Source organism: Streptomyces ficellus (assembly GCF_009739905.1).
Classification (GTDB): Bacteria; Actinomycetota; Actinomycetes; order Streptomycetales; family Streptomycetaceae; genus Streptomyces; species Streptomyces ficellus_A.
Genome location: NZ_CP034279.1, coordinates 2,508,880 through 2,528,540, shown reverse-complemented (window position 1 = coordinate 2,528,540; position 19,661 = coordinate 2,508,880). Strand labels below are relative to the sequence as shown.

Genomic DNA, 19,661 nt, shown 5'->3' with positions numbered 1-19,661 from the left:
TGACCGTGACCACTCGCCTCACCGACCCCGAGCAGCTCAAGGAGCTTCTCGGCATCCCGTTCACCCCGGAGCAGACGGCCTGCATCACCGCGCCGCCCGCCCCGCAGGTCATCGTGGCCGGAGCCGGCTCCGGCAAGACGACGGTGATGGCCGCCCGGGTGGTCTGGCTGGTCGGTACGGGGCAGGTCGCCCCCGAGCAGGTCCTCGGCCTCACGTTCACCAACAAGGCCGCCGGCGAGCTGGCCGAGCGCGTCCGCAAGGCGCTGGTCCGTGCCGGAGTGACCGACCCCGACGTCATCGACCCGGACGATCCGCCGGGGGAGCCCCGCATCTCCACGTACCACGCGTTCGCCGGGCAGCTCCTCACCGACCACGGCCTGCGCATCGGGCTGGAGCCCACCGCCCGCCTCCTCGCCGACGCCACCCGCTACCAGCTCGCCGCGCGCGTGCTGCGCGAGGCACCCGGCCCGTACCCGGCCCTCACCAAGTCCTTCCCCACCCTCGTCAGCGACCTCCTCGCCCTGGACGCGGAGCTGTCCGAGCACCTCGTCCGCCCCGCCGACCTCCTCCGGTACGACTCCGGCCTGCTCACCGCCCTCGCCGGCGCCCGCCTCAGCAACGCCGACCTCCGCAAGGTCCCCGAGGCCGCCGGCGCCCGCCGCGAGCTCACCGACCTCGTCGTCCGCTACCGCGCGGCCAAGCGCGAGCGCGACCTGCTCGACTTCGGCGACCAGATCGCCCTCTCCGCCGAGCTGGCCCTCACCCGCCCCGAGGCGGGGGCGATCCTCCGGGACGAGTTCCGGGTCGTGCTCCTCGACGAGTACCAGGACACGTCCGTCGCCCAGCGGCTCCTGCTGTCCGGGCTCTTCGGCGGCGGCACGGGACACCCGGTCACCGCCGTGGGCGACCCCTGCCAGGCGATCTACGGCTGGCGCGGCGCGTCCGTCGCCAACCTGGACGACTTCCCCGAGCACTTCCCGTACGCGGACGGCACCCCCGCCACCCGCTTCTCCCTCAGCGAGAACCGCCGCAGCGGCGGTCGCCTCCTGGACCTCGCCAACGGGCTCGCCGAACCCCTGCGCGCCATGCACGCGGGCGTGGAGGCGCTGCGCCCCGCCCCCGGCGCCGAGCGCGACGGCACCGTCCGGATCGCGCTGCTGCCCACCCAGGCCGAGGAGATCGCCTGGCTGGCCGACTCCATCGCCCACCTCGTCCGCACGGGCAAGGAACCGGGCGACATCGCGGTCCTGTGCCGTACGGCGACCGACTTCCCCGAGATCCAGGCCGCCCTGGTCGCGCGGGACGTCCCCGTGGAGGTCGTGGGCCTGTCCGGGCTGCTGCACCTCCCGGAGGTCGCCGACCTGGTCGCGGTCTGCGAGGTCCTCCAGGACCCGGGCGCCAACGCCTCCCTCGTACGCCTGCTCACCGGGCCCCGCTGGCGGATCGGCGCCCGTGACCTGGCGCTGCTGGGCCGGCGCGCCCGGCTGCTGGTGCACCGGTCCAGGGACGGCGGCGACACGGACCCCGACGAGCGGCTGGCCGCGGCCGTCGAGGGCGTGGACCCCTCCGAAGTGGTCTCCCTCGCGGACGCCCTGGACACCTTCCTCGAACCGGCGGGCCAGGACGACGGCCTGCCGTTCTCCGCCGAGGCGAAGGTGCGGTTCGCCCGCCTCGCCACCGAGCTGCGCGACCTGCGCCGCTCCCTGGCCGACCCCCTCATGGACGTCCTGCACCGCATCCTGGCCGCCACCGGCCTGGAGGTCGAGCTGTCCGCGTCCCCGCACGCCCTGGCGGCCCGGCGCCGCGAGACCCTCTCCAACTTCCTCGACGTCGCGGCCCGTTTCGCGTCCCTGGACGGCGAGGCGACGCTGCTGGCCTTCCTGGGGTTCCTGCGCACCGCCGCCCAGTACGAGAAGGGCCTCGACAACGCCCTGCCGGGCGGCGAGAACACCGTGAAGGTCCTCACCGCGCACAAGTCCAAGGGCCTGGAGTGGGACGTCGTCGCCGTCCCCGGGCTGGTCACCTCCCAGTTCCCCAGCACCAGGTCCCGGGAGTCCTGGACCGCTCAGCCGCAGGTCCTGCCGCACGCCCTGCGCGGTGACGCCCCGACCCTCCCCGGGATCGAGGACTGGGACGCCCGGTCCCTCACGTCCTTCAAGGACGCCATGAAGGCCCACCAGCACACCGAGGAACTGCGCCTCGGATACGTCACCTTCACCCGCCCCCGCACCCTCCTGCTGGGCTCCGCCCACTGGTGGGGCCCCTCCCAGAAGCGCCCGCGGGGCCCCTCCCCGTTCCTGCACGCCCTGTACGACCACTGCGCGGCCGGCTTCGGCGAGATCGAGGCCTGGGCGGACGAGCCGGCCGGCGACGCCGAGAACTCCATGCTGAAGGAGTCCACGGCCGACCAGGCCTGGCCCCTCCCGCTCGACCCCACCTCGCTGGCCCACCGCCGCGCGGCCGCCGACAAGGTCCTGGAGCACCTCGCCTCCCTCTCCGAGCCCGGTACCTCCCCGGCCGGCGAGGACGAGGCCCTCCACGCGCGCGTGGAGGCGTCGAGCGCGGACGGGCAGGGCTCCGACCCGACCGGGCGGGACGCCGACCGCGAGCACCCGGACCCCGACGAGCCGTGGCCGGACGAGCCCTGGCCCGACCACGAGCCATGGCCCCACGAGGACGAGCCGTGGCAGGACGACGAGCCGTGGCCCGGCGACGCCCCGGACCGGGCCGAGGACGGAACCCCGGGCCGGGCCGCGGGCCGGGCCGAGGACGGAACCCCGGGCCGGGCCGCGGGCCGGGCCCAGGATCGTGCCGCGGACCGGGACGCGGGGGAGACCGGACACCCCGGCGCCTCCTCGCCGCACGTGCCCGGCCCGCGTCACGGGAAGCCCGACGACGCCTCCGCGCCCGCGCCCGTACCCGCGCCCGCCACCGGGCCGGGGGAGCGCCTGACGCCCGAGGAGTCCCGTACCGTCGCGTCCTGGGACCGCGACCTGGACGCCCTCACCGGCGAGCTGCTGCGCGCCCGCGCCACGACCCGGGACGTCCTCCTCCCGGCGTCCCTGTCCGCCTCCCAGCTGCTGCGCCTGGCCGCCGACCCCGACGGGTTCGCCCAGGAGCTCGCCCGCCCCATGCCGCGCCCGCCCCAGCCCGCCGCCCGGCGCGGGACGCGGTTCCACGCGTGGGTGGAGGCCCGCTTCGAGGAGCTGCCCCTGCCGATGCTCGGCCCCGACGAGCTGCCCGGCGGCGAGGTGTACGCCGACGAGCCGGAGATTGCCGACGAGCGGGACCTGGCCGCACTCAAGGAGGCGTTCGAGAACACCGAGTACGCCCGCCGCACCCCGCACCGGGTCGAGGCACCGTTCCAGCTGGAGCTCGCCGGCCGGGTGGTCCGGGGACGGATCGACGCCGTGTACCGCGACACCGACCCGGACACCGGGGCCGTGACATATGAGATCGTCGACTGGAAGACCAACCGCTCCCGCACCGCCGACCCCCTCCAGCTCGCGGTCTACCGGCTCGCCTGGGCCGAGCAGCACGGGCTGCCGCCGGAGGCGGTGACGGCCGCCTTCGTGTACGTACGCACGGGTGAGGTCGTCCGCCCGGCGGACCTGCCCGGACGCGCCGGGATCGAGCGCATCCTGCTCCGTGGGACGGCCGACGGCGACACCCCGGACGCCGGATAGGCTCGGGGGCATGAGCGACACCCCGGACAGCGCCGTCCACACCGTACGCACGTACACGGAGCAGCACCGTGCGGCCTTCCTCGACGACCTCGTCGAGTGGCTGCGCATCCCGTCCGTGTCGGCGCAGCCCGAGCACGCCCCGGACGTCCGGCGCAGCGCCGAGTGGCTCGCGGGGAAGCTCAGGGAGACCGGCTTCCCGGTGGCCGAGGTCTGGGAGACCGAGGGCGCCCCGGCGGTCTTCGCCGAGTGGCCCGCCGGCGAGGACGACGCGCCCACCGTCCTGGTCTACGGCCACCACGACGTCCAGCCCGCCGCCCGCGAGGACGGCTGGGACACCGACCCCTTCGAGCCGGTGATCCGCGGGAACCGGCTCCACGCGCGCGGTGCCGCCGACGACAAGGGCCAGGTGTTCTTCCACACCCTGGGTGTGCGCGCCCACCTCGCGCTGACCGGCCGCTCCGCCCCCGCCGTCAACCTCAAGCTGCTCGTCGAGGGCGAGGAGGAGTCCGGTTCGCCGCACTTCCGGGCGCTCGTGGAAGGCCACCGGGAGCGGCTCGCCGCCGACGCCGTGGTCGTCTCGGACACGGGCATGTGGTCGGAGACGACGCCCACCGTGTGCACGGGCATGCGCGGCGTGGCCGACTGCGAGATCGAGCTGTACGGCCCCGACCAGGACATCCACTCCGGTTCCTTCGGCGGCGCCGTCCCGAACCCCGTCACGGCCGCCGCCCGGATCGTCGCCGCGCTCCACGACGAGGACGAGCGCGTCACGATCCCCGGCTTCTACGACGGCGTCACCGAGCTCACCGACGCCGAGCGGGCGCTGATCGCGGAGCTGCCCTTCGACGAGAGTTCCTGGCTGGCGACCGCGAAGTCGTACGGGACGCTCGGCGAGGCCGGCTACTCCACCCTGGAGCGGGTCTGGGCCCGCCCCACCGCCGAGGTCAACGGCATGGGTGGCGGCTACCAGGGCCCCGGCGGCAAGACGATCGTCCCGTCCTCCGCCATGCTGAAGCTGTCGTTCCGCCTGGTGGCCGGCCAGGACCCGTACGCACTGGAAACAGCCGTGCGCGACTGGGTCGCCGCCCGCGTCCCCGACGGCATCCGGCACAAGATCACTTTCGGCGCGCCGACCCGCCCCTGCCTGACGCCCCTCGACCACCCGGCGCTCCAGTCGGTCGTACGGTCGATGAGCAAGGCCTTCGACGGCGCGAAAATCCGTTTCACCCGTGAGGGCGGTTCGGGCCCCGCCGCCGACCTCCAGGACGTACTGGCCGCGCCGGTCCTGTTCCTGGGCATCTCCGTACCGTCCGACGGCTGGCACGCGCCGAACGAGAAAGTCGAGCTGGACCTGCTGTTCAAGGGTGTGGAGACCGTCGCCCACCTGTGGGGCGACCTGTCCGGCGCGCTGCGCTAGCGCCGCGGCGCTAGCGCAGCGCGCCGGACGGACACTCCGCACAGACACCCAGGGAAACCCATCCACCGGGGGAGTTGGAAGCACCAGTGAGCACCATCAGTAACGAGGCCGGGCACCTGCCCGCGCCCGGGCAGCGGCCCGAAGCGGACCACCAGCCCGAGGACGACCGCCGCCACGAGCCCGACCACCGGCCCGGGCCCGACCGTCGTCACGAGGCCGCGTACCGGCACGAGGCAACACTCCGGCCGATCGGCCTCACCGCCCCGAGCGGCATCGACCGTGCCGCCCACCACCGCCTCGACGAGGCCTGGCTCGCCGCGGCCTGGAGCCACCCGACGACCCGCGTCTTCGTCGTGTCCGGCGGTCAGGTCCTGATCGACGACACCCCCGACGGCCGCACCGAACTGGTCATGACCCCCGCCTTCGAGGCGCCCGTCACCGAGACCCACCGCTACTTCCTGGGCACGGACACCGACGGCGTCAGCTACTTCGCCCTCCAGAAGGACTCCCTGCCCGGGCGCATGGACCAGTCCGCGCGGCCGGCCGGTCTGCGCGAGGCAGGCCTGCTGCTGTCGCCGCGCGACGCGGGCCTGATGGTGCACGCGGTGGCGCTGGAGAACTGGCAGCGGCTGCACCGCTTCTGCTCGCGCTGCGGCGAGCGCACGGTGATCGCGGCGGCCGGCCACATCCGCCGCTGCCCCGCGTGCGGCGCGGAGCACTACCCGCGCACCGACCCCGCCGTGATCATGCTGGTGACGGACGAGGAGGACCGGGCGCTGCTGGGCCGGCAGGTCCACTGGCCGGAGGGCCGCTTCTCGACGCTCGCGGGCTTCGTGGAGCCTGGCGAGTCCATCGAGCAGTCCGTGGCACGGGAGGTCTTCGAAGAGGCCGGAGTGACGGTCGGCGAGGTGGAGTACGTCGCCAGCCAGCCGTGGCCCTTCCCGTCCAGCCTCATGCTGGGCTTCATGGCCCGGGCCACGTCCTCGGAGATCAACGTCGACGGGGACGAGATCGAGGAGGCCCGCTGGTTCTCCCGGGAAGAGCTGCGGGCCGCGTTCGAGTCCGGCGAGGTCCTTCCCCCCTACGGAATCTCGATCGCGGCCCGTCTCATCGAGCTCTGGTACGGCCGGCCGCTCCCTAAGCCCGGGACCCTGGCGTAACGCCGCGGACCCTGGCGTGAGACCGGGGACCCTGGGCGACCGGCGTGGCGCCGGTCGGCGGTCAGGCGCCGATCTTCTGCTTGACCTGGGCCAGCGAGGGGTTCGTCAGGGTCGTCCCGTCCGCGAAGAGCACGGTCGGGACGGTCTGGTTGCCCCCGTTGGCCTTCTCCACGAACGCGGCCGACTCCGGGTCCTGCTCGATGTTGATCTCGGTGTACGCGATGCCCTCGCGGTCCATCTGGCTCTTCAGCCGCCGGCAGTAGCCGCACCACGTCGTGCTGTACATCGTCAGGCTGCCCTGCATCGTCTGCGCTCCTCGGGTTCGCTTCGGGGGGTCGGGTGCCTCGGGGCACCAGGAAGCAGAACGTACAGGTCTCCGCCACCATTCCCGCATTAGTACGACCGCGAAGCCGGCCCTGTGGACAACCGTCCCGCCGGTCTCCGGCGACCTGGCAGCATGGCAGGGTGACATCAGCAACGCACTCCACTCTCTTCCCGCAGGCCCCGGGACCGAGCCAGTTCCCGGCTCCGCCCGCGGACGCCGACGCGGTGCTCGACGGGCTGGACCCCGAGCAGCGCGCGGTGGCGACCGCCCTGCACGGCCCGGTGTGCGTGCTGGCCGGCGCCGGCACGGGCAAGACCCGCGCGATCACCCACCGCATCGCGTACGGCGTCCGCGCGGGCATACTCCAGCCCAGCAGCGTGCTGGCCGTCACCTTCACCAACCGCGCCGCGGGCGAGATGCGCGGCCGGCTCAGGCAGCTCGGAGCGGGCGGCGTCCAGGCGCGCACGTTCCACTCGGCAGCCCTCCGGCAGCTCCAGTACTTCTGGCCGAAAGCAGTCGGCGGCGAGCTGCCGCGCCTGCTGGAGCGCAAGGTCCAGCTCGTCGCCGAGGCGGGAGCCCGCTGCCGCGTCCGCCTCGACCGCAACGAGCTGCGCGACGTCACCAGCGAGATCGAATGGGCCAAAGTCACCCAGACCGTCCCCGCCGACTACCCCGCCGCCGTCGCCAAAGCCCTCCGCGACGCCCCGCGCGACCCCGCCGAGATCGGCCAGATCTATGCCATGTACGAGCAGCTCAAGCGCGACCGCGGAGCCATCGACTTCGAGGACGTCCTGCTGCTCACCGTCGGCATCCTCCAGGACCGGCACGACATCGCCGACCGCATCCGCGGTCAGTACCAGCACTTCGTCGTCGACGAGTACCAGGACGTCTCACCGCTCCAGCAGCGCCTGCTCGACCTGTGGCTCGGCGACCGCGACAACCTGTGCGTCGTCGGCGACGCCAGCCAGACGATCTACTCCTTCACCGGCGCCACCCCCGACCACCTGCTGAACTTCCGCACCCGGCACCCGAACGCCACCGTGGTCAAACTCGTCCGCGACTACCGCTCCACCCCCCAGGTCGTCCACCTGGCCAACGGACTGCTCGCCCAGGCCCGCGGCCGCGCCGCCGAACACCGGCTGGAACTCGTCTCCCAGCGCGCCCCCGGCCCCGACCCCGTCTACGCCGAGTACGGCGACGAGCCCGCCGAGGCGGAAGGCACCGCCCGCCGCATCCGCGACCTGATCGCCGCGGGCGTCCCCGCCGGCGACATCGCCGTGCTCTACCGGATCAACGCCCAGTCGGAGGTCTACGAGCAGGCCCTCGCCGACGCCGGCGTGCCCTACCAGCTGCGCGGCGCCGAGCGCTTCTTCGAGCGCGCCGAGGTACGCGAAGCGGGAGTGGCCCTGCGCGGCGCCGCCCGGGCGGGCGGCAACGACTCCCTGCTGGACGACGCCGAGGACCTGCCCGCGCAAGTGCGGGCCGTGCTGTCCACCAAGGGCTGGACCAGCGAACCGCCCGCCGGCTCCGGTGCGGTCCGCGACCGCTGGGAGTCCCTCGCCGCACTCGTCCGGCTCGCCGAGGACTTCGCCCGCGCCCGCCCCGGGGCCACGCTCGGCGACCTCGTCGCGGAACTCGACGAACGGGCCGCCGCCCAGCACGCTCCCACCGTCCAGGGCGTCACCCTCGCCTCACTGCACTCGGCGAAGGGCCTGGAGTGGGACGCCGTCTTCCTGGTCGGCCTCACCGAGGGCATGATGCCGATCACGTACGCCAAGACCGACGAGCAGGTCGAGGAGGAGCGCCGCCTGCTCTACGTGGGCGTCACCCGCGCCCGGCTCCACCTCTCGCTCTCCTGGGCCCTCGCCCGCGCCCCGGGCGGCCGCGCCTCGCGCCGCCCGTCCCGGTTCCTCAGCGGACTGCGCCCCGGCTCCACCGCGCCGGGGGCCCGCCCCCCGTCGGCCGGTGGCGGCGGCGTCGAGCACGCCCGCGGCACGGCGGCGGGCACCCGGCGCGGGCGCCGCGGACCGGTGCGGTGCCGGGTGTGCGGCGCGACCCTCACCGACGCGGGCGAGATGAAACTGATGCGCTGCGAGGACTGCCCCTCCGACATGGACGAGGCGCTGTACGAGCGGCTCCGGGAGTGGCGCGCGGACCAGGCCGGACGGCTCGGGCAGCCGCCGTACTGCGTCTTCACCGACAAGACCCTGATGGCGATCGCCGAGACCGTCCCCGCCACCGACGGCGAGCTGGCCCGCATCTCCGGCGTCGGCGCCCGCAAGCTCGACCGGTTCGGCGCCGATGTGCTCGCCATCTGCGCAGGTCAAGAGCCTGGCGAGGGGGACGGGGAGGACTGATCCAAACTCGTCGAAAAAATAGTTTGCGCCCGCCCCGGGAAGCCCCATAGGTTCTTAACCACGGAAACAGCGGCTTCTCCGAAGCCCTGGCTTCGTGCTGTACTTATCCGAATACGTGCGGGACCGGTTCCGACCGACCCCCCTTGAGACGCCGAGAGGAGGCGATTCCAGTGATCAGCATCTACAGCAGCTCCGCCAGCACCACCGCCAAAATGACCGATCGCGCGGTCGTCTCCACCTGCTCGCTCGGCCTCTCCCGTTCGCTCATCGCCACCGGTCTGCCCGGCTTCGCCGCCGTGCGTCCTGCCACCCTCCTGGCGGCTCTCCCCGTCCGGGAGCGCAATGAGCGACCGACCAAGGCACTGGAAGCAGGAGTAGCAGCAGGCAAGGCCGTTCAGGCCTACGCCTTTGCGGCGACCGGTGCCGAAACCAAGACGCAGACGCAGCAGCACCACTCGATGTGGGCCTTCCGTGGGCTCGAACCCTGGAGTGATCCAGCCTGATCCATGATCAGGCCGGCGCCTTCAGGGCCGCGGAACCCCACCCGGGATCCGCGGCCCTTCTGTTTTGCCCGAACGGGCGAAGCGGAGCGAAGGAGCCTCGGGACGACGCAGTACCCGGTACCAGCCCACCGGCCAACAGGCCGGACCGACCAGACGAGGAAAACCACACCGTGCAACTCGAAGCGCACGCCCCGTCCGTACCGCCTTCCGGAACGATCTCCCCGCCCGTCCCCACGGAGGACCAGACCTTGACCCCCCTCACCGCGCTCACCGCGCTCGACGACGCCATCGAGAACCTCGGCGTACCCGTCCCCTGCCGCTCGTACGACCCGGAGGTCTTCTTCGCCGAGTCGCCGGCGGACGTCGAGTACGCCAAGTCCCTCTGCCGCACCTGCCCGCTGATGGAGGCCTGCCTCGCGGGCGCCAAGGAGCGGCGCGAGCCGTGGGGCGTCTGGGGCGGTGAGCTCTTCGTCCAGGGTGTGGTCGTCGCCCGCAAGCGGCCCCGTGGCCGCCCGCGCAAGAACCCGGTCACGGCATGAACGTCCGAGCCGGAACCATCGACCGCCCCCTCACGCACGATCCCCAGAAGCAGGCCCCGATGACCTCTTCCGCCAGCGAGCCGTCCGGCTCCGCCACCCCAGCCTTCAGCACCACCGGCGCGACCGTGTCGCGTCAGAACAGGAACCGTGAGATGCAACTCATCCAAGAAGCCTTGGCCCGAGCCCATATGCACGACCGCATGCGGGAAGCCGACGCGGAACGCCAGGCCATGCGCCTGGTCGCCGCCCGGCGCATGCAGCGTCGCGCCGAGCGCGTGTCGATGCGCGCCCGCCGCGCGCTGGCCATGGCCGTCATGAACTAAGTGCCCAGCCGGCACTGATCACCCACCGGGGACCGGTCCTGACGGGCCGGTCCCCGCGGTGCGTGGCGCGTGGCCCGAGCCACCGGGCGGAGTTATCGTCTCGTAGTGAACGAGCGGACTTCTCCCCCCGCGCAGCCGACTGCGCAGAGTGTGGTGTGCTCCCGCTGCGGCGCGACCGCCGACAGCCTCCCGGTGACCTGGACCTGCTCCGTCGAGAACGGCACCCGCCTCTACTTCTGCGACGACTGCGCCCGGGAACACCTCAGAGCCATCGAGAGCAGACTCGACTCCTCCTGGTGGTAGGGCCCCGCCCCCCTCCCCCTCCCCGCCCCTCCGCCTACGTGCTGCGCCCCGGTGCCGTCCCCGGGCCAGGCCACGCCAGACCAGGCCGAGTCCGACCGGGCCGAATCGGACCAGGCCGCGTCGGACCAGGCCGCGTCGGACCAGGCCGAATCGGACCAGGCCACGCGTCGGACCAGGCCACGCGTCTGGCCGTGCCAGGCCGGGGCCGGCCACGGGCAGACCCTGTCGGCCAGGCCGGGTGCGGGCCGGTCGGGCCACGCCGTGCCGGCCCGGTCAGCCCCAGTCCGACCCCCGTCAGGCGTGTGCCTCCGCGGGTGCCGGATCCGCGTCGCCTTCAGGTACGAAGCCGGGCAGCCACGACTCCAGCTCGTCCCGCAGTCGTACCGTCGCGTTCAGCTGGCACAGCACGCCGATCGTGCTCAGCGTCACCCGGTGGATCAGCAGGTACGACGGCGGCAGGTTCAGCTGCTTGCCCAACTGGTGCGCCGGTGAGCGCACATCGGCGATCCGTGCGGCCTGGCTGCGTATCCAGTCCCGGGTGAAGGTGAACTCGTCCGCCTGAGCCGGCTCGATGATCGGCAGCAGGTACTCCAGCACCGCGTCGGGGTCGAGGTCGATCGTCTCCTTGACGAAGCCCTCCTCGCGGAGCAGTTCGTACACCCCCTCCGCTTCGCCCTCCAGGGTCATCCGCAGGGAGGCCCCGATGGTCTCGGGCAGGCCGCCCGGCAGCCGGTCGACGGTGCCGAAGTCGAGGACGCCGAGCCGCCAGCCCGCCACGTCCTCCTGATCGTCCCCGGCCGGCAGCAGCCGGAAGTTCCCCGGGTGCGGGTCCGCGTGCAGCAGGCCGGTCCTGGCCGGCCCCGAGAAGAGGAACCGCGCGAGCAACTGCCCCGCCCGGTCACGCTGCTCCGGCGTACCGTCCGCGATGACGTCCGCCAGGGGCGTGCCGTCGATCCACTCGGTCACCAGCACCTGGTCGGACTGGTGGACGACACCGGGCACCACCACGTCCGGGTCGTCGGCGAACTCCTCGGCGTGCTTCCGCTGGGCCTGCGCCTCCAGGCCGTAGTCCAGCTCCTCGGCCACTCGGTCCCGCAGCTCCGTGATCAGCGGCTTGATGTCCATGCCCGGCACCAGCGGCCCCAGCAGCCGGGCGAACCGGCTCAGCTGCGCGAGGTCCGACAGCAGCGCCTCGCCCGCGCCCGGGTACTGCACCTTCACGGCGACCCGGCGCCCGTCGTGCCACACGGCCCGGTGCACCTGACCGATCGAGGCGGCGGCCGACGGCTTGTCCTGGAACTCCAGGAACAGCTCGCGCCATCCTTCGCCCAGCCGCTCCTCCAGCACCGCGTGGACCGTGCGCGTCGGCATCGGCGGAGCCGCTTCCTGGAGCTTGGTCAGCGCCGCCCGGTAGGGGCCCGCTATCTCCTCCGGCAGCGCGGACTCGAAGACGGACAGTGCCTGCCCGAGCTTCATCGCGCCCCCCTTCAGCTCGCCCAGCACCTTGAAGAGCTGGTCCGCCGTGCGCTGTTGCAGCTCCCGGGCCACGATCTCCGCGGACTTGCCCCCGATCCGCTTGCCCAGCCCCCACGTGGCGCGGCCGGCGAAGCCCAGAGGCAACGAGGCCAATTTGACGGTACGGGTTACCGCCTTCCGGGGAAGATCAGACATACGCCCCTCCAAGTCCCAGCCTGCCGTGCCGCGTTTGCCCTCGGCGTCGCTTCGTCGACCGCGGTTACCCCGTCATTGTGTCCTGTTCGCTCGCGGGCCCCGAGGCGTGCACCCCCTCGGTGCGCCGGGCCGCCCCACAGGGGCAGGCGACGTGGGGCGACATCCGCTCCGCGCGCCACTCCAGCAACGGCAACGACGCCTCCCACCGGGCGCCGGTGCTCGCGGGCAGTTCCCCGTCCAGGAACGACAGGGCGTGCGCCGCCGCCAGTCCCGCCACCGCGGCGGCCAGCCCCTGGTCGCACGCCGGCACCCGGTTGTGCCGGCCCGAACGCCACTGCGCCAGCATCCGCGGCCACACCGGATCCCGGTCCGCGCGCCCCAGCTCCACACACCCCGCGCAGGCCGTGCCGCCCGGCAGCACCAGCGGACCCACCACGCCCGTCGCCTCGATCACCCCCGCGTACAGGTGCGGCGTGCCCGTGGCCACCCACTCGTCGGCGGGCACCGGATCCGGGGCGTACGCCCCGAGACCGTCCCGCGGCGCGACCACCACCAGCGACAGCCCGGGCTCCGAGCCGGCTTCCCTGCCCGCCCGCGCCCTCCGCGGCACCCGTCCGCCCGGCGCCGACCGCCCCACCAGCCGCCGGGCGGCCGTATCGCGCCGCTCACCGACCGCCTCCTCGGGCAGCCCGCCGGGCGTCACGTCCCACGGCTCGACGCATTCGCCGTCCAGCACCTCCACCCGGCCCACCCCGGCGGCGGACAGCAGCGCGGCGACACTCGCCCCCACTCGTCCGGCGCCCCTGACCTGCACCCGCATCGCCCGCCGCGCCGCCAGCCTGCGCGCCGCACCGCCCGGTTCGCGGTGCACGACGGACAGTGACGCCAGGTCGGCGCGCAGCCGGTCGTGCGCGCCGTCCTCCCTGCGCAACGCATCGGCCGCCGGATCGCCGGCCGCCGAGTCGTCCAACAGCCCCGCCTCCGCCAGCCGGTCCAGCAGCGCCTCCATCCGCCCGTCCGGCAGCCCCAGCGCCCGTGCTTCCTCCCGCAGCAGCGCGAGCCCCCGCGTCCCGTCGAACAGCGCGAGCAGACTGCCCGTCGTCGTGTCCATGGGACCGACCACCACCGCGTGCGCCGGTGCCGCCCCGAACTGCACGAACTGCAGATTCCGCCACGCACGCCGCAGCGCGGGCTTCACCATCGGATGCATATCCGCCCCCGTGATCCTCGTCGACGATCTTCGTCGAGAAGCCGCCGCCGGTCCCTCGTCGATCTCCCGGGGACAGAATGCCCGGCGGCGGCGGAGGCTCAGGAAAGTTGTCCACAGGCAGGGTGTATTAGTCGTTCAAATGGTGCAGGCTGTGGACGGATCGGAGGCGAACCGTTCCGGGGGCGGGACTTCCCGCGCTGACAGCGGGTAACGTCGGGGCCGTGCCCGCCGACCCACAGCGCAGTCCGACGAGCGACTCTCCCCGCCGTACCGGGACGAGTGCGGTCGAGGTGCGCAGGAGCCCCCGGCGCAACAGGACCGTCTCCGCCTACCGCGAGGGCGACCGGACCGTCGTGCTCATTCCGGCCCGGATGTCGGAGGCTGAGGAGCGGCGCTGGGTGAGCGTGATGCTCGACAAGCTCGCCGCCCAGGAGAGCAAACGGATCCTCGGCGACGCGGAGCTGACCGAGCGCGCGGAGCGGCTGTCCGCCCAGTATTTCGAGGGCAGGGCGCGGCCGGCGTCGGTCCGGTGGGTCACCAACCAGAACACCCGGTGGGGTTCCTGCACCCCGGCGGAGGGCAGCATCCGGCTGTCGCACCGTCTCCAGGGCATGCCCGAGTATGTCGTGGACTACGTCCTCGTGCACGAGCTGGCGCACCTGCTGGTTCCTGGCCACGGACCCCGGTTCTGGCGGCTGCTGGAGGCCTACCCCCGCACCGAGCGGGCGCGCGGCTACCTCGAAGGAGTCGCCGCGGCGGGCCGCTTGCCGCACCTCCCGGCCGGTCGCGGAGAGTGACACCAGTCGCTCGCGGAGAGTGACATTCACCGATCCTGTACCGAAACCGTCCCGACTTGGCTCATTGTCGTCGCCAGCCGTTAGCCTGGCGCGACGCATTCGAAAATTCGGGATGGGGGACGGTCGTTACGCATGGCCAGGGAATTCCAACGGGGCCACAAGGCCAAGATCAGCGATCTCACACCCGGAACCGATCTGTACGTGGGAGTGCAGATCGCCGCTCCAGGTCTGACCTTTGACATCAGCTGCTTCGGACTCGACGCCAATGAGCAGCTCTCGGACGACCGGTATTTCATCTTCTTCAACCAGCCGAAGTCGCCCGAGGAGTCCCTCCAGTTGCTCGGCGCGCAGGCCGGTGACACCGAGTCCTTCCGCGTCACGCTCGACCGCGTCCCGCCGCAGATCCACAAGCTCTCGTTCACCGCGACGATCGACGGCGCGGGCCAGATGTCCCAGGTGGGCCCCGGGTACATCCGGATCGTGGCGGGCGGCGAGGAGGTCGCCCGGTACGCGTTCGACGGCTCGGAGTTCAGCACCGAGCGCGCGGTGATGCTGGGCGACTTCTACCTCAAGGACGTCTGGCGGTTCGCCGCCGTCGGCCAGGGCTTCGACGGCGGACTGGAGGCGCTGCTGAAGAACTTCGGTGGCGAGGTCGCCGAGGAGGAGCAGGCCGCCCCGCAGCAGCCGCAGGCCGCGGCGCCGTCCTTCGCCCCGCCCGCGTTCGGCGCCCCGGCCGCGCCCGCCGCGCCGCAGGCCCCGCAGTCTCCGCAGGCCCCGCAGCCCGCCCCGTCGTTCGGCGCCCCCGCCGCTCCCGCTCCAGCTCCGGCTCCCGCGCCGGTGCAGCAGCCCGTGCACACCGCGCCGACGCTCGCCGCACCGATCGCAGCGCCCGCACCGGCCGCGCCGACCCCGCCCGCCCCGCCGTCGCCGTACGGCCAGCCGCCTCAGCAGCCCCACCAGCCGCAGTACGGCCAGGTGCCGGGCCAGACGCCCCCGCACGGCGCCCCGGCGCCCTACGGGCAGCAGCCCCCGGCGCCCGGCCCGTACGGTCAGCAGCCCGGGCAGCCGTACGGCCAGCCCTACGGCCAGCAGCCGCCCCTCGGCATGCCGCCCGGCGGAGCCCCTCAGGGCGTGCCCCAGGGCATGCCGCAGGCCGGCCCCGGACTCGAGGCCGCCCTCCAGAAGTACCGCGAGACCGCCACCGGGCAGCGCTGGACGCCGCAGAACCAGCAGCTCATGCGGGTTGACCTGGCCATGGGCGGCACGCCCGTCCTCGCCCGGCAGGGCAGCATGGTCATGTACCAGGGCAAGGTCGACTTCAGCTACAAGGGCGCCGGTTTCTCCGGCCGCATCGTCGGCAATGCCACCGGCCAGGAGATGCAGCTGATGCGCTGCACCGGCCGCGGCCAGGTCTTCCTCGCCGAGGAGGGCGCCCACCTGCACCCCATCGAGCTCCAGGGCGACGGCATCTGCGTCTCCGCCGAGAACGTCCTGGCGTTCGACGAGACGCTGCAGTACGAGGTCCGCCGCATCGAGGGCCACGGCATCCCCGGCGGGGCACTGTTCACCATGCAGTTCCAGGGCTCCGGCACGGTCGTCGTCAAGACCCGCGGCGTCCCGGTCGTCCTGCCCGTCACCCCGACGACGTTCGCCGACTGCAACGCGGTCGTCGCCTGGTCGTCCGCGTCCCAGGTGATCCTCTCCAGCCAGGTCCGGCTGCGCCGCAACGCCTACCCCGGCCACAGTGGCGAGACCGTCAACCTGCAGTTCCGGGGAGCCCCCGGCAACTTCATCGTCGTCCAGCCCTACGAGGTCTGAGGGAGCCCGAACAATGAACCAGCAACTCGCGGGCTTCGCCCCGACCCCGGTCGTGGCCCGGATGGAGAACCACGGCCGTCACATGCTGAAGGTCGCCATGGCCTCCGGCCAGGACCTGTACGCGCGCACCGGCTCCGTCGTGTCCTACGAGGGCTTCGTCCAGTACGAGCCCAACCCCCCGGCCGTCCGCCAGATCGCCTCCCAGTGGGTGACGGGCGAGGGCGCCCCCGTCATGAAGTGCTCCGGCGACGGTCTGCTGTACCTCGCGGACTACGGCGCGGACGTCGTCGTCATCAACCTCAACAACGACGCGCTCTCCGTGAACGGCACCAATGTGCTGGCCTTCGACGCACACCTCCAGTGGGGTGCCGAAAGGGTCAAGGGCATGGCCAAGTTCGCCGGCCAGGGCCTGTGGAACGTCCAGTTCGCCGGCACCGGCTGGGTCGCCCTGACCTCGCGCGGCACCCCGATCGTCGTCGACTGCGGCCGCGGCGAGGACGAGACGTACGTCGACCCCGACGCGCTGGTGGCCTGGTCACCGGCGCTCAAGGTCAAGGGCAAGCGCAGCTTCAAGGCCTCCTCCCTGATCGGGCGGGGCAGCGGAGAGGCGTACCAGATGGCCTTCTCGGGACAGGGCATCGTCGTCGTACAGCCGAGCGAGGACAGCACGGACCGCCTGCGGGTCCGGGGCTGAGGGGGAGCGAGAACACACCATGCAGAGCCCGCTTTTCAGCCACACCGAACAGCAGAGCCAGGAGCGGTACGTCGTGCAAAACCCGCAGCTCCTGCGGGTCGCCCTCACCGGCCACGACGACGTCCTCGCCCGCAAGGGCGCCATGGTCGCGTACCAGGGGCTGATGGACTTCGACGGCGAGTACCAGAACAACAACCAGCGCCGCGCCCGCGCCAACACCGGTGAGGGCCTGGACCTGATGCGCTGCTCCGGGCAGGGCACCGTCTACTTCGCCAACCTGGCCCAGTACATCCACGTCGTGGACGTCGACAACGAGGGCCTGACCGTGGACAGCGCCTACGTCCTGGCGCTGGACTCCGCGCTGCACACCGAGGTCATCGCGGTGGACAGCCAGTACGGCATCTCCGGCTCCGGGAAGTACCAGCTGAACATCTCCGGCCGGGGCAAGGTCGCGCTGATGACCTCCGGCCAGCCGCTGATGATGGACGTCACCCCGGACAAGTACGTCAGCGTCGACGCGGACGCGATCGTCGCCTGGTCGACGTCGCTGCGGGTCCAGATGCAGGCGCAGACGCACTCGTCCAACGTGCGCCGCCGCCGCGGCAGCACCGGCGAGGGCTGGGAGCTGAGCTTCCTGGGCCAGGGCTTCGCGCTCGTCCAGCCCAGCGAGGTCATGCCGCCGCAGGCCGCTCAGATCGGCCAGGGACTCGGCGCGCAGTTCGGCGTGGGGCAACAGGGCGCGCACGCGCAGAACCAGAACAACGCCTGGAACTGAAGCCTTCGCACCGACGCCGGGTGCCCGTGCCGGCTCCGGACGCCCGTAAGGGGCGGTCGCCATGGCGGCCGCCCCTTACCCGTGTCCCGCGCTACAGCGTGGCCCGGGCCGCCTCCACCAGCCGCACCACCGACGCGTCGGCCACGGCCGCCACGTCCTCGTAGGCGAACCAGCGCAGGTCCAGCGACTCGTCACTGATCGCCGCCACCGCGTCCGGCGGCGCGATTGCCACGTACTGCAGGTCGAGGTGCCAGTGGCAGGGCGCCGGGATCGCGTGCCGGTCCAGACGCGCCGGACCGCCCGGGAGCAGCGTCAGACCGGGGATCCCGGACTCCTCGGTGGCCTCGCGCAGCGCCGCCCCGGCGACCGTCTCGTCACCGGGCTCGCAGTGGCCGCCCATCTGCAGCCACATACCGAGCTTCTTGTGCAGGGTCAGCAGGACCCGGCCGCGGCCCGGATCGACCACCAGCGCGCTGGCCGTCAGGTGCCCGGCCCCACAGGCCTTCCATATGCCGTCCGGGTGGGCCGCCAGGTGGTCGAGATAGACCTGGCGCAGCTCCGGCTGCTCCTCGTACCCCTTCAGTACGAGGACGGCGTCGTCGTACAGGCTCACTTGTCGGAGTCGTCCTCACCCTGCTCGCGCTTCCCCGGGCCCTGCTCCGGCTCGTCACCCTGGTCCCGCTTGCCGCCGCCGGCGGCCTCGCCGAGCATCTTGTCGAGCTCCGAGAAGTCCAGGTGCTCGCGGTGGACGAAGCCGTCCGGGTCGTCCAGGTCGGACGCGGTGGGCAGCATGTCGGGGTGCTCCCACAGGCCGTCCCGGCCGTCGACGCCACGCGCGTCCGTGAGCGACGCCCACAGCCGCGAGGCGTCCCGCAGCCGGCGCGGCCGCAGCTCCAGGCCGATCAGCGTCGCGAACGTCTGCTCGGCGGGACCGCCCGAGGCGCGCCGGCGGCGCAGCGTCTCACGCAGCGCGTCAGCGGACGTCAGGCGGCTCTTGGCGGCCTCGTGCACCACCGCGTCCACCCAGCCCTCGACCAGCGCCAGCGCCGTCTCCAAGCGCGCCAGGGCGGCCTTCTGCTCCGGCGTGTCCTCCGGCTGGAACATGCCCTGCTGGAGTGCTTCCTGAAGCTGCTCGGGGTTGGACGGGTCGAGCCCGCCGACCGCGTCCTCCAGCTTGCCGGTGTCGACCTTGATCCCGCGCGCGTACCCCTCGACCGCGCCGAACAGGTGCGAACGCAGCCACGGCACATGGGCGAAGAGCCGCTGGTGGGCGGCCTCGCGCAGCGCCAGGTACAGCCGCACCTCGTCCTGCGGCACGCTCAGGTCCTTGCCGAACGCCGCCACGTTCAGCGGCAGCAGCGCGGCCTTGCCGGCCGGTCCGAGCGGCAGCCCGACATCGGTCGAACCGACCACCTCGCCGGCCAGGGCGCCCACGGCCTGCCCGATCTGCTGCCCGAACATGGCGCCGCCCATGGAGCGCATCATGCCGATCAGCGGGCCCGCCATGGCCTGCATCTCCTCGGGCAGCACATTGCCCATGGCCGCGCCGACCTGCTCGGCGACCGGGTCCACCAGCTGCTGCCAGGCCGGCAGCGTCGCCTCGACCCACTCCGCGCGGCTCCACGCCACGGCGGTGCCCGCTCCCGAGGGGAGGGACGTCACGCCGTCCAGCCACAGGTCGGCCAGGCGCACGGCCTCCTCGACGGCCGCCCGCTCGGCGGGACCCACACTGGCGTCCTTGGTGCCGTCGGGCGTGCCCTGCGAGACCGTCTGGCGGGCGATCTGCTTGGCCATGTCCCAGTTGACGGGACCGCCCTCATAGCTCAGCATCTGGCCGAGCTGCTGGAAGGCCGCCCCCAGGTCCGAGGGGTTCAGCGAGCCGAACATCGCGGCGAACGGGTTGTCCCCGCCGCCCGGCATGCCGCCGAACCCGAAGGGATTGCCACCGGCACCCTGGCCACCTTCGGCAGGTCCCTTCTTCTTGCCTTCGTCGCCGTCCTCCGGCTCCTCCGGCGGAAGGCCGAATCCGAATGGGGAGTCACTCACGGGGTTCCTCGGCTCGTAGGGCCGCCGGCTTCCTGCC

The 19,661-nt window shown here is 72.9% G+C and carries 17 protein-coding genes; 12 read left to right on the top strand and 5 right to left on the bottom strand.

All coding sequences use genetic code 11. The annotated features are described in order from the left end of the window. Positions 1-5 precede the first annotated feature (5 nt). The 3 genes from EIZ62_RS10790 (at position 6) to nudC (ending at position 6,263) form a co-directional block, all read left to right on the top strand. The gene (locus EIZ62_RS10790; RefSeq protein WP_156692486.1) at positions 6-3,686 is read left to right on the top strand and encodes a UvrD-helicase domain-containing protein; all 3,681 of its coding nucleotides are present in this window, start codon (positions 6-8) and stop codon (positions 3,684-3,686) included. 10 nt (positions 3,687-3,696) lie between these two features. Continuing rightward, a complete protein-coding gene (locus EIZ62_RS10785; protein WP_156692485.1) occupies positions 3,697-5,103 on the top strand; it encodes a dipeptidase in 1,407 nt (468 codons plus the stop codon). A 248-nt stretch (positions 5,104-5,351) separates the two neighbouring features. After that, a complete protein-coding gene (gene nudC / locus EIZ62_RS10780) occupies positions 5,352-6,263 on the top strand; it encodes an NAD(+) diphosphatase (RefSeq protein ID WP_156696329.1) in 912 nt (303 codons plus the stop codon). 61 nt (positions 6,264-6,324) lie between these two features. Here the strand turns inward: nudC and EIZ62_RS10775 are convergent, their stop codons facing one another. After that, positions 6,325-6,567 carry a mycoredoxin gene (locus EIZ62_RS10775; RefSeq protein ID WP_156692484.1) on the bottom strand — a complete coding sequence of 81 codons (243 nt, stop codon included), beginning with the start codon at positions 6,565-6,567 and terminating at the stop codon, positions 6,325-6,327. A 161-nt stretch (positions 6,568-6,728) separates the two neighbouring features. Between EIZ62_RS10775 and EIZ62_RS10770 the strand changes: the two genes are divergently transcribed. From EIZ62_RS10770 to EIZ62_RS10750, 5 genes are all read left to right on the top strand, one after another. Beyond that, positions 6,729-8,945: an ATP-dependent DNA helicase UvrD2 gene (locus tag EIZ62_RS10770; protein WP_156692483.1), complete on the top strand. Its 2,217-nt coding sequence runs from the start codon at positions 6,729-6,731 to the stop codon at positions 8,943-8,945. A 170-nt stretch (positions 8,946-9,115) separates the two neighbouring features. Then, positions 9,116-9,448, top strand: coding sequence for a hypothetical protein (locus EIZ62_RS10765; protein WP_156692482.1), 333 nt, complete (start codon positions 9,116-9,118; stop codon positions 9,446-9,448). Positions 9,449-9,618: 170 nt separating this feature from the next. Next, positions 9,619-9,987, top strand: a complete 369-nt coding sequence (locus EIZ62_RS10760; RefSeq protein ID WP_156692481.1) for a WhiB family transcriptional regulator — start codon at positions 9,619-9,621, stop codon at positions 9,985-9,987. Next, positions 9,984-10,310, top strand: a complete 327-nt coding sequence (locus EIZ62_RS10755; protein WP_156692480.1) for a hypothetical protein — start codon at positions 9,984-9,986, stop codon at positions 10,308-10,310. Before EIZ62_RS10760 ends, EIZ62_RS10755 begins: the two co-directional genes overlap by 4 nt. Positions 10,311-10,415: 105 nt before the next feature. Further along, positions 10,416-10,613 (top strand): hypothetical protein, encoded by a 198-nt coding sequence (locus tag EIZ62_RS10750; RefSeq protein ID WP_156692479.1) that lies wholly within the window; start codon positions 10,416-10,418, stop codon positions 10,611-10,613. Positions 10,614-10,907: 294 nt separating this feature from the next. Here EIZ62_RS10750 and EIZ62_RS10745 read toward each other — a convergent pair whose 3' ends face one another. Next, positions 10,908-12,284 carry an ABC1 kinase family protein gene (locus tag EIZ62_RS10745; protein ID WP_156692478.1) on the bottom strand — a complete coding sequence of 459 codons (1,377 nt, stop codon included), beginning with the start codon at positions 12,282-12,284 and terminating at the stop codon, positions 10,908-10,910. Positions 12,285-12,348: 64 nt separating this feature from the next. After that, a complete protein-coding gene (locus EIZ62_RS10740) occupies positions 12,349-13,494 on the bottom strand; it encodes a ThiF family adenylyltransferase (RefSeq protein ID WP_156692477.1) in 1,146 nt (381 codons plus the stop codon). Between the two features lie 221 nt (positions 13,495-13,715). Here EIZ62_RS10740 and EIZ62_RS10735 point away from each other — a divergent pair, with 221 nt between their 5' ends. From EIZ62_RS10735 to EIZ62_RS10720, 4 genes are all read left to right on the top strand, one after another. Further along, entirely contained in the window at positions 13,716-14,291 is a 576-nt protein-coding gene (locus EIZ62_RS10735; protein WP_156692476.1) for a M48 metallopeptidase family protein, read from the top strand. A gap of 132 nt (positions 14,292-14,423) precedes the next feature. After that, positions 14,424-16,109: a TerD family protein gene (locus tag EIZ62_RS10730; protein ID WP_156692475.1), complete on the top strand. Its 1,686-nt coding sequence runs from the start codon at positions 14,424-14,426 to the stop codon at positions 16,107-16,109. Positions 16,110-16,122: 13 nt separating this feature from the next. Beyond that, the gene (locus tag EIZ62_RS10725; RefSeq protein ID WP_156692474.1) at positions 16,123-16,803 is read left to right on the top strand and encodes an AIM24 family protein; all 681 of its coding nucleotides are present in this window, start codon (positions 16,123-16,125) and stop codon (positions 16,801-16,803) included. Between the two features lie 19 nt (positions 16,804-16,822). Further along, on the top strand, positions 16,823-17,578 hold the full coding sequence (locus EIZ62_RS10720; protein ID WP_156692473.1) for an AIM24 family protein: 756 nt from the start codon (positions 16,823-16,825) through the stop codon (positions 17,576-17,578). A gap of 91 nt (positions 17,579-17,669) precedes the next feature. Here EIZ62_RS10720 and EIZ62_RS10715 read toward each other — a convergent pair whose 3' ends face one another. Both EIZ62_RS10715 and EIZ62_RS10710 read right to left on the bottom strand, forming a co-directional pair. Beyond that, positions 17,670-18,191 (bottom strand): NUDIX hydrolase, encoded by a 522-nt coding sequence (locus tag EIZ62_RS10715; protein WP_156692472.1) that lies wholly within the window; start codon positions 18,189-18,191, stop codon positions 17,670-17,672. Further along, positions 18,188-19,624, bottom strand: coding sequence for a zinc-dependent metalloprotease (locus EIZ62_RS10710; protein WP_156692471.1), 1,437 nt, complete (start codon positions 19,622-19,624; stop codon positions 18,188-18,190). The genes EIZ62_RS10715 and EIZ62_RS10710 overlap by 4 nt, the downstream gene beginning before the upstream one ends. Positions 19,625-19,661 lie beyond the last annotated feature (37 nt).

What these genes read in the sequence shown, in the direction of transcription:
- EIZ62_RS10775 (WP_156692484.1), bottom strand. Translation starts at nt 6,567, where the DNA reads ATGCAGGGCAGCCTGACGATGTACAGCACGACGTGGTGCGGCTACTGC.
- EIZ62_RS10740 (WP_156692477.1), bottom strand. Translation starts at nt 13,494, where the DNA reads ATGCATCCGATGGTGAAGCCCGCGCTGCGGCGTGCGTGGCGGAATCTG.
- EIZ62_RS10755 (WP_156692480.1), top strand. Translation starts at nt 9,984, where the DNA reads ATGAACGTCCGAGCCGGAACCATCGACCGCCCCCTCACGCACGATCCC.
- EIZ62_RS10725 (WP_156692474.1), top strand. Translation starts at nt 16,123, where the DNA reads ATGAACCAGCAACTCGCGGGCTTCGCCCCGACCCCGGTCGTGGCCCGG.
- EIZ62_RS10720 (WP_156692473.1), top strand. Translation starts at nt 16,823, where the DNA reads ATGCAGAGCCCGCTTTTCAGCCACACCGAACAGCAGAGCCAGGAGCGG.
- EIZ62_RS10785 (WP_156692485.1), top strand. Translation starts at nt 3,697, where the DNA reads ATGAGCGACACCCCGGACAGCGCCGTCCACACCGTACGCACGTACACG.
- EIZ62_RS10730 (WP_156692475.1), top strand. Translation starts at nt 14,424, where the DNA reads ATGGCCAGGGAATTCCAACGGGGCCACAAGGCCAAGATCAGCGATCTC.
- EIZ62_RS10745 (WP_156692478.1), bottom strand. Translation starts at nt 12,284, where the DNA reads ATGTCTGATCTTCCCCGGAAGGCGGTAACCCGTACCGTCAAATTGGCC.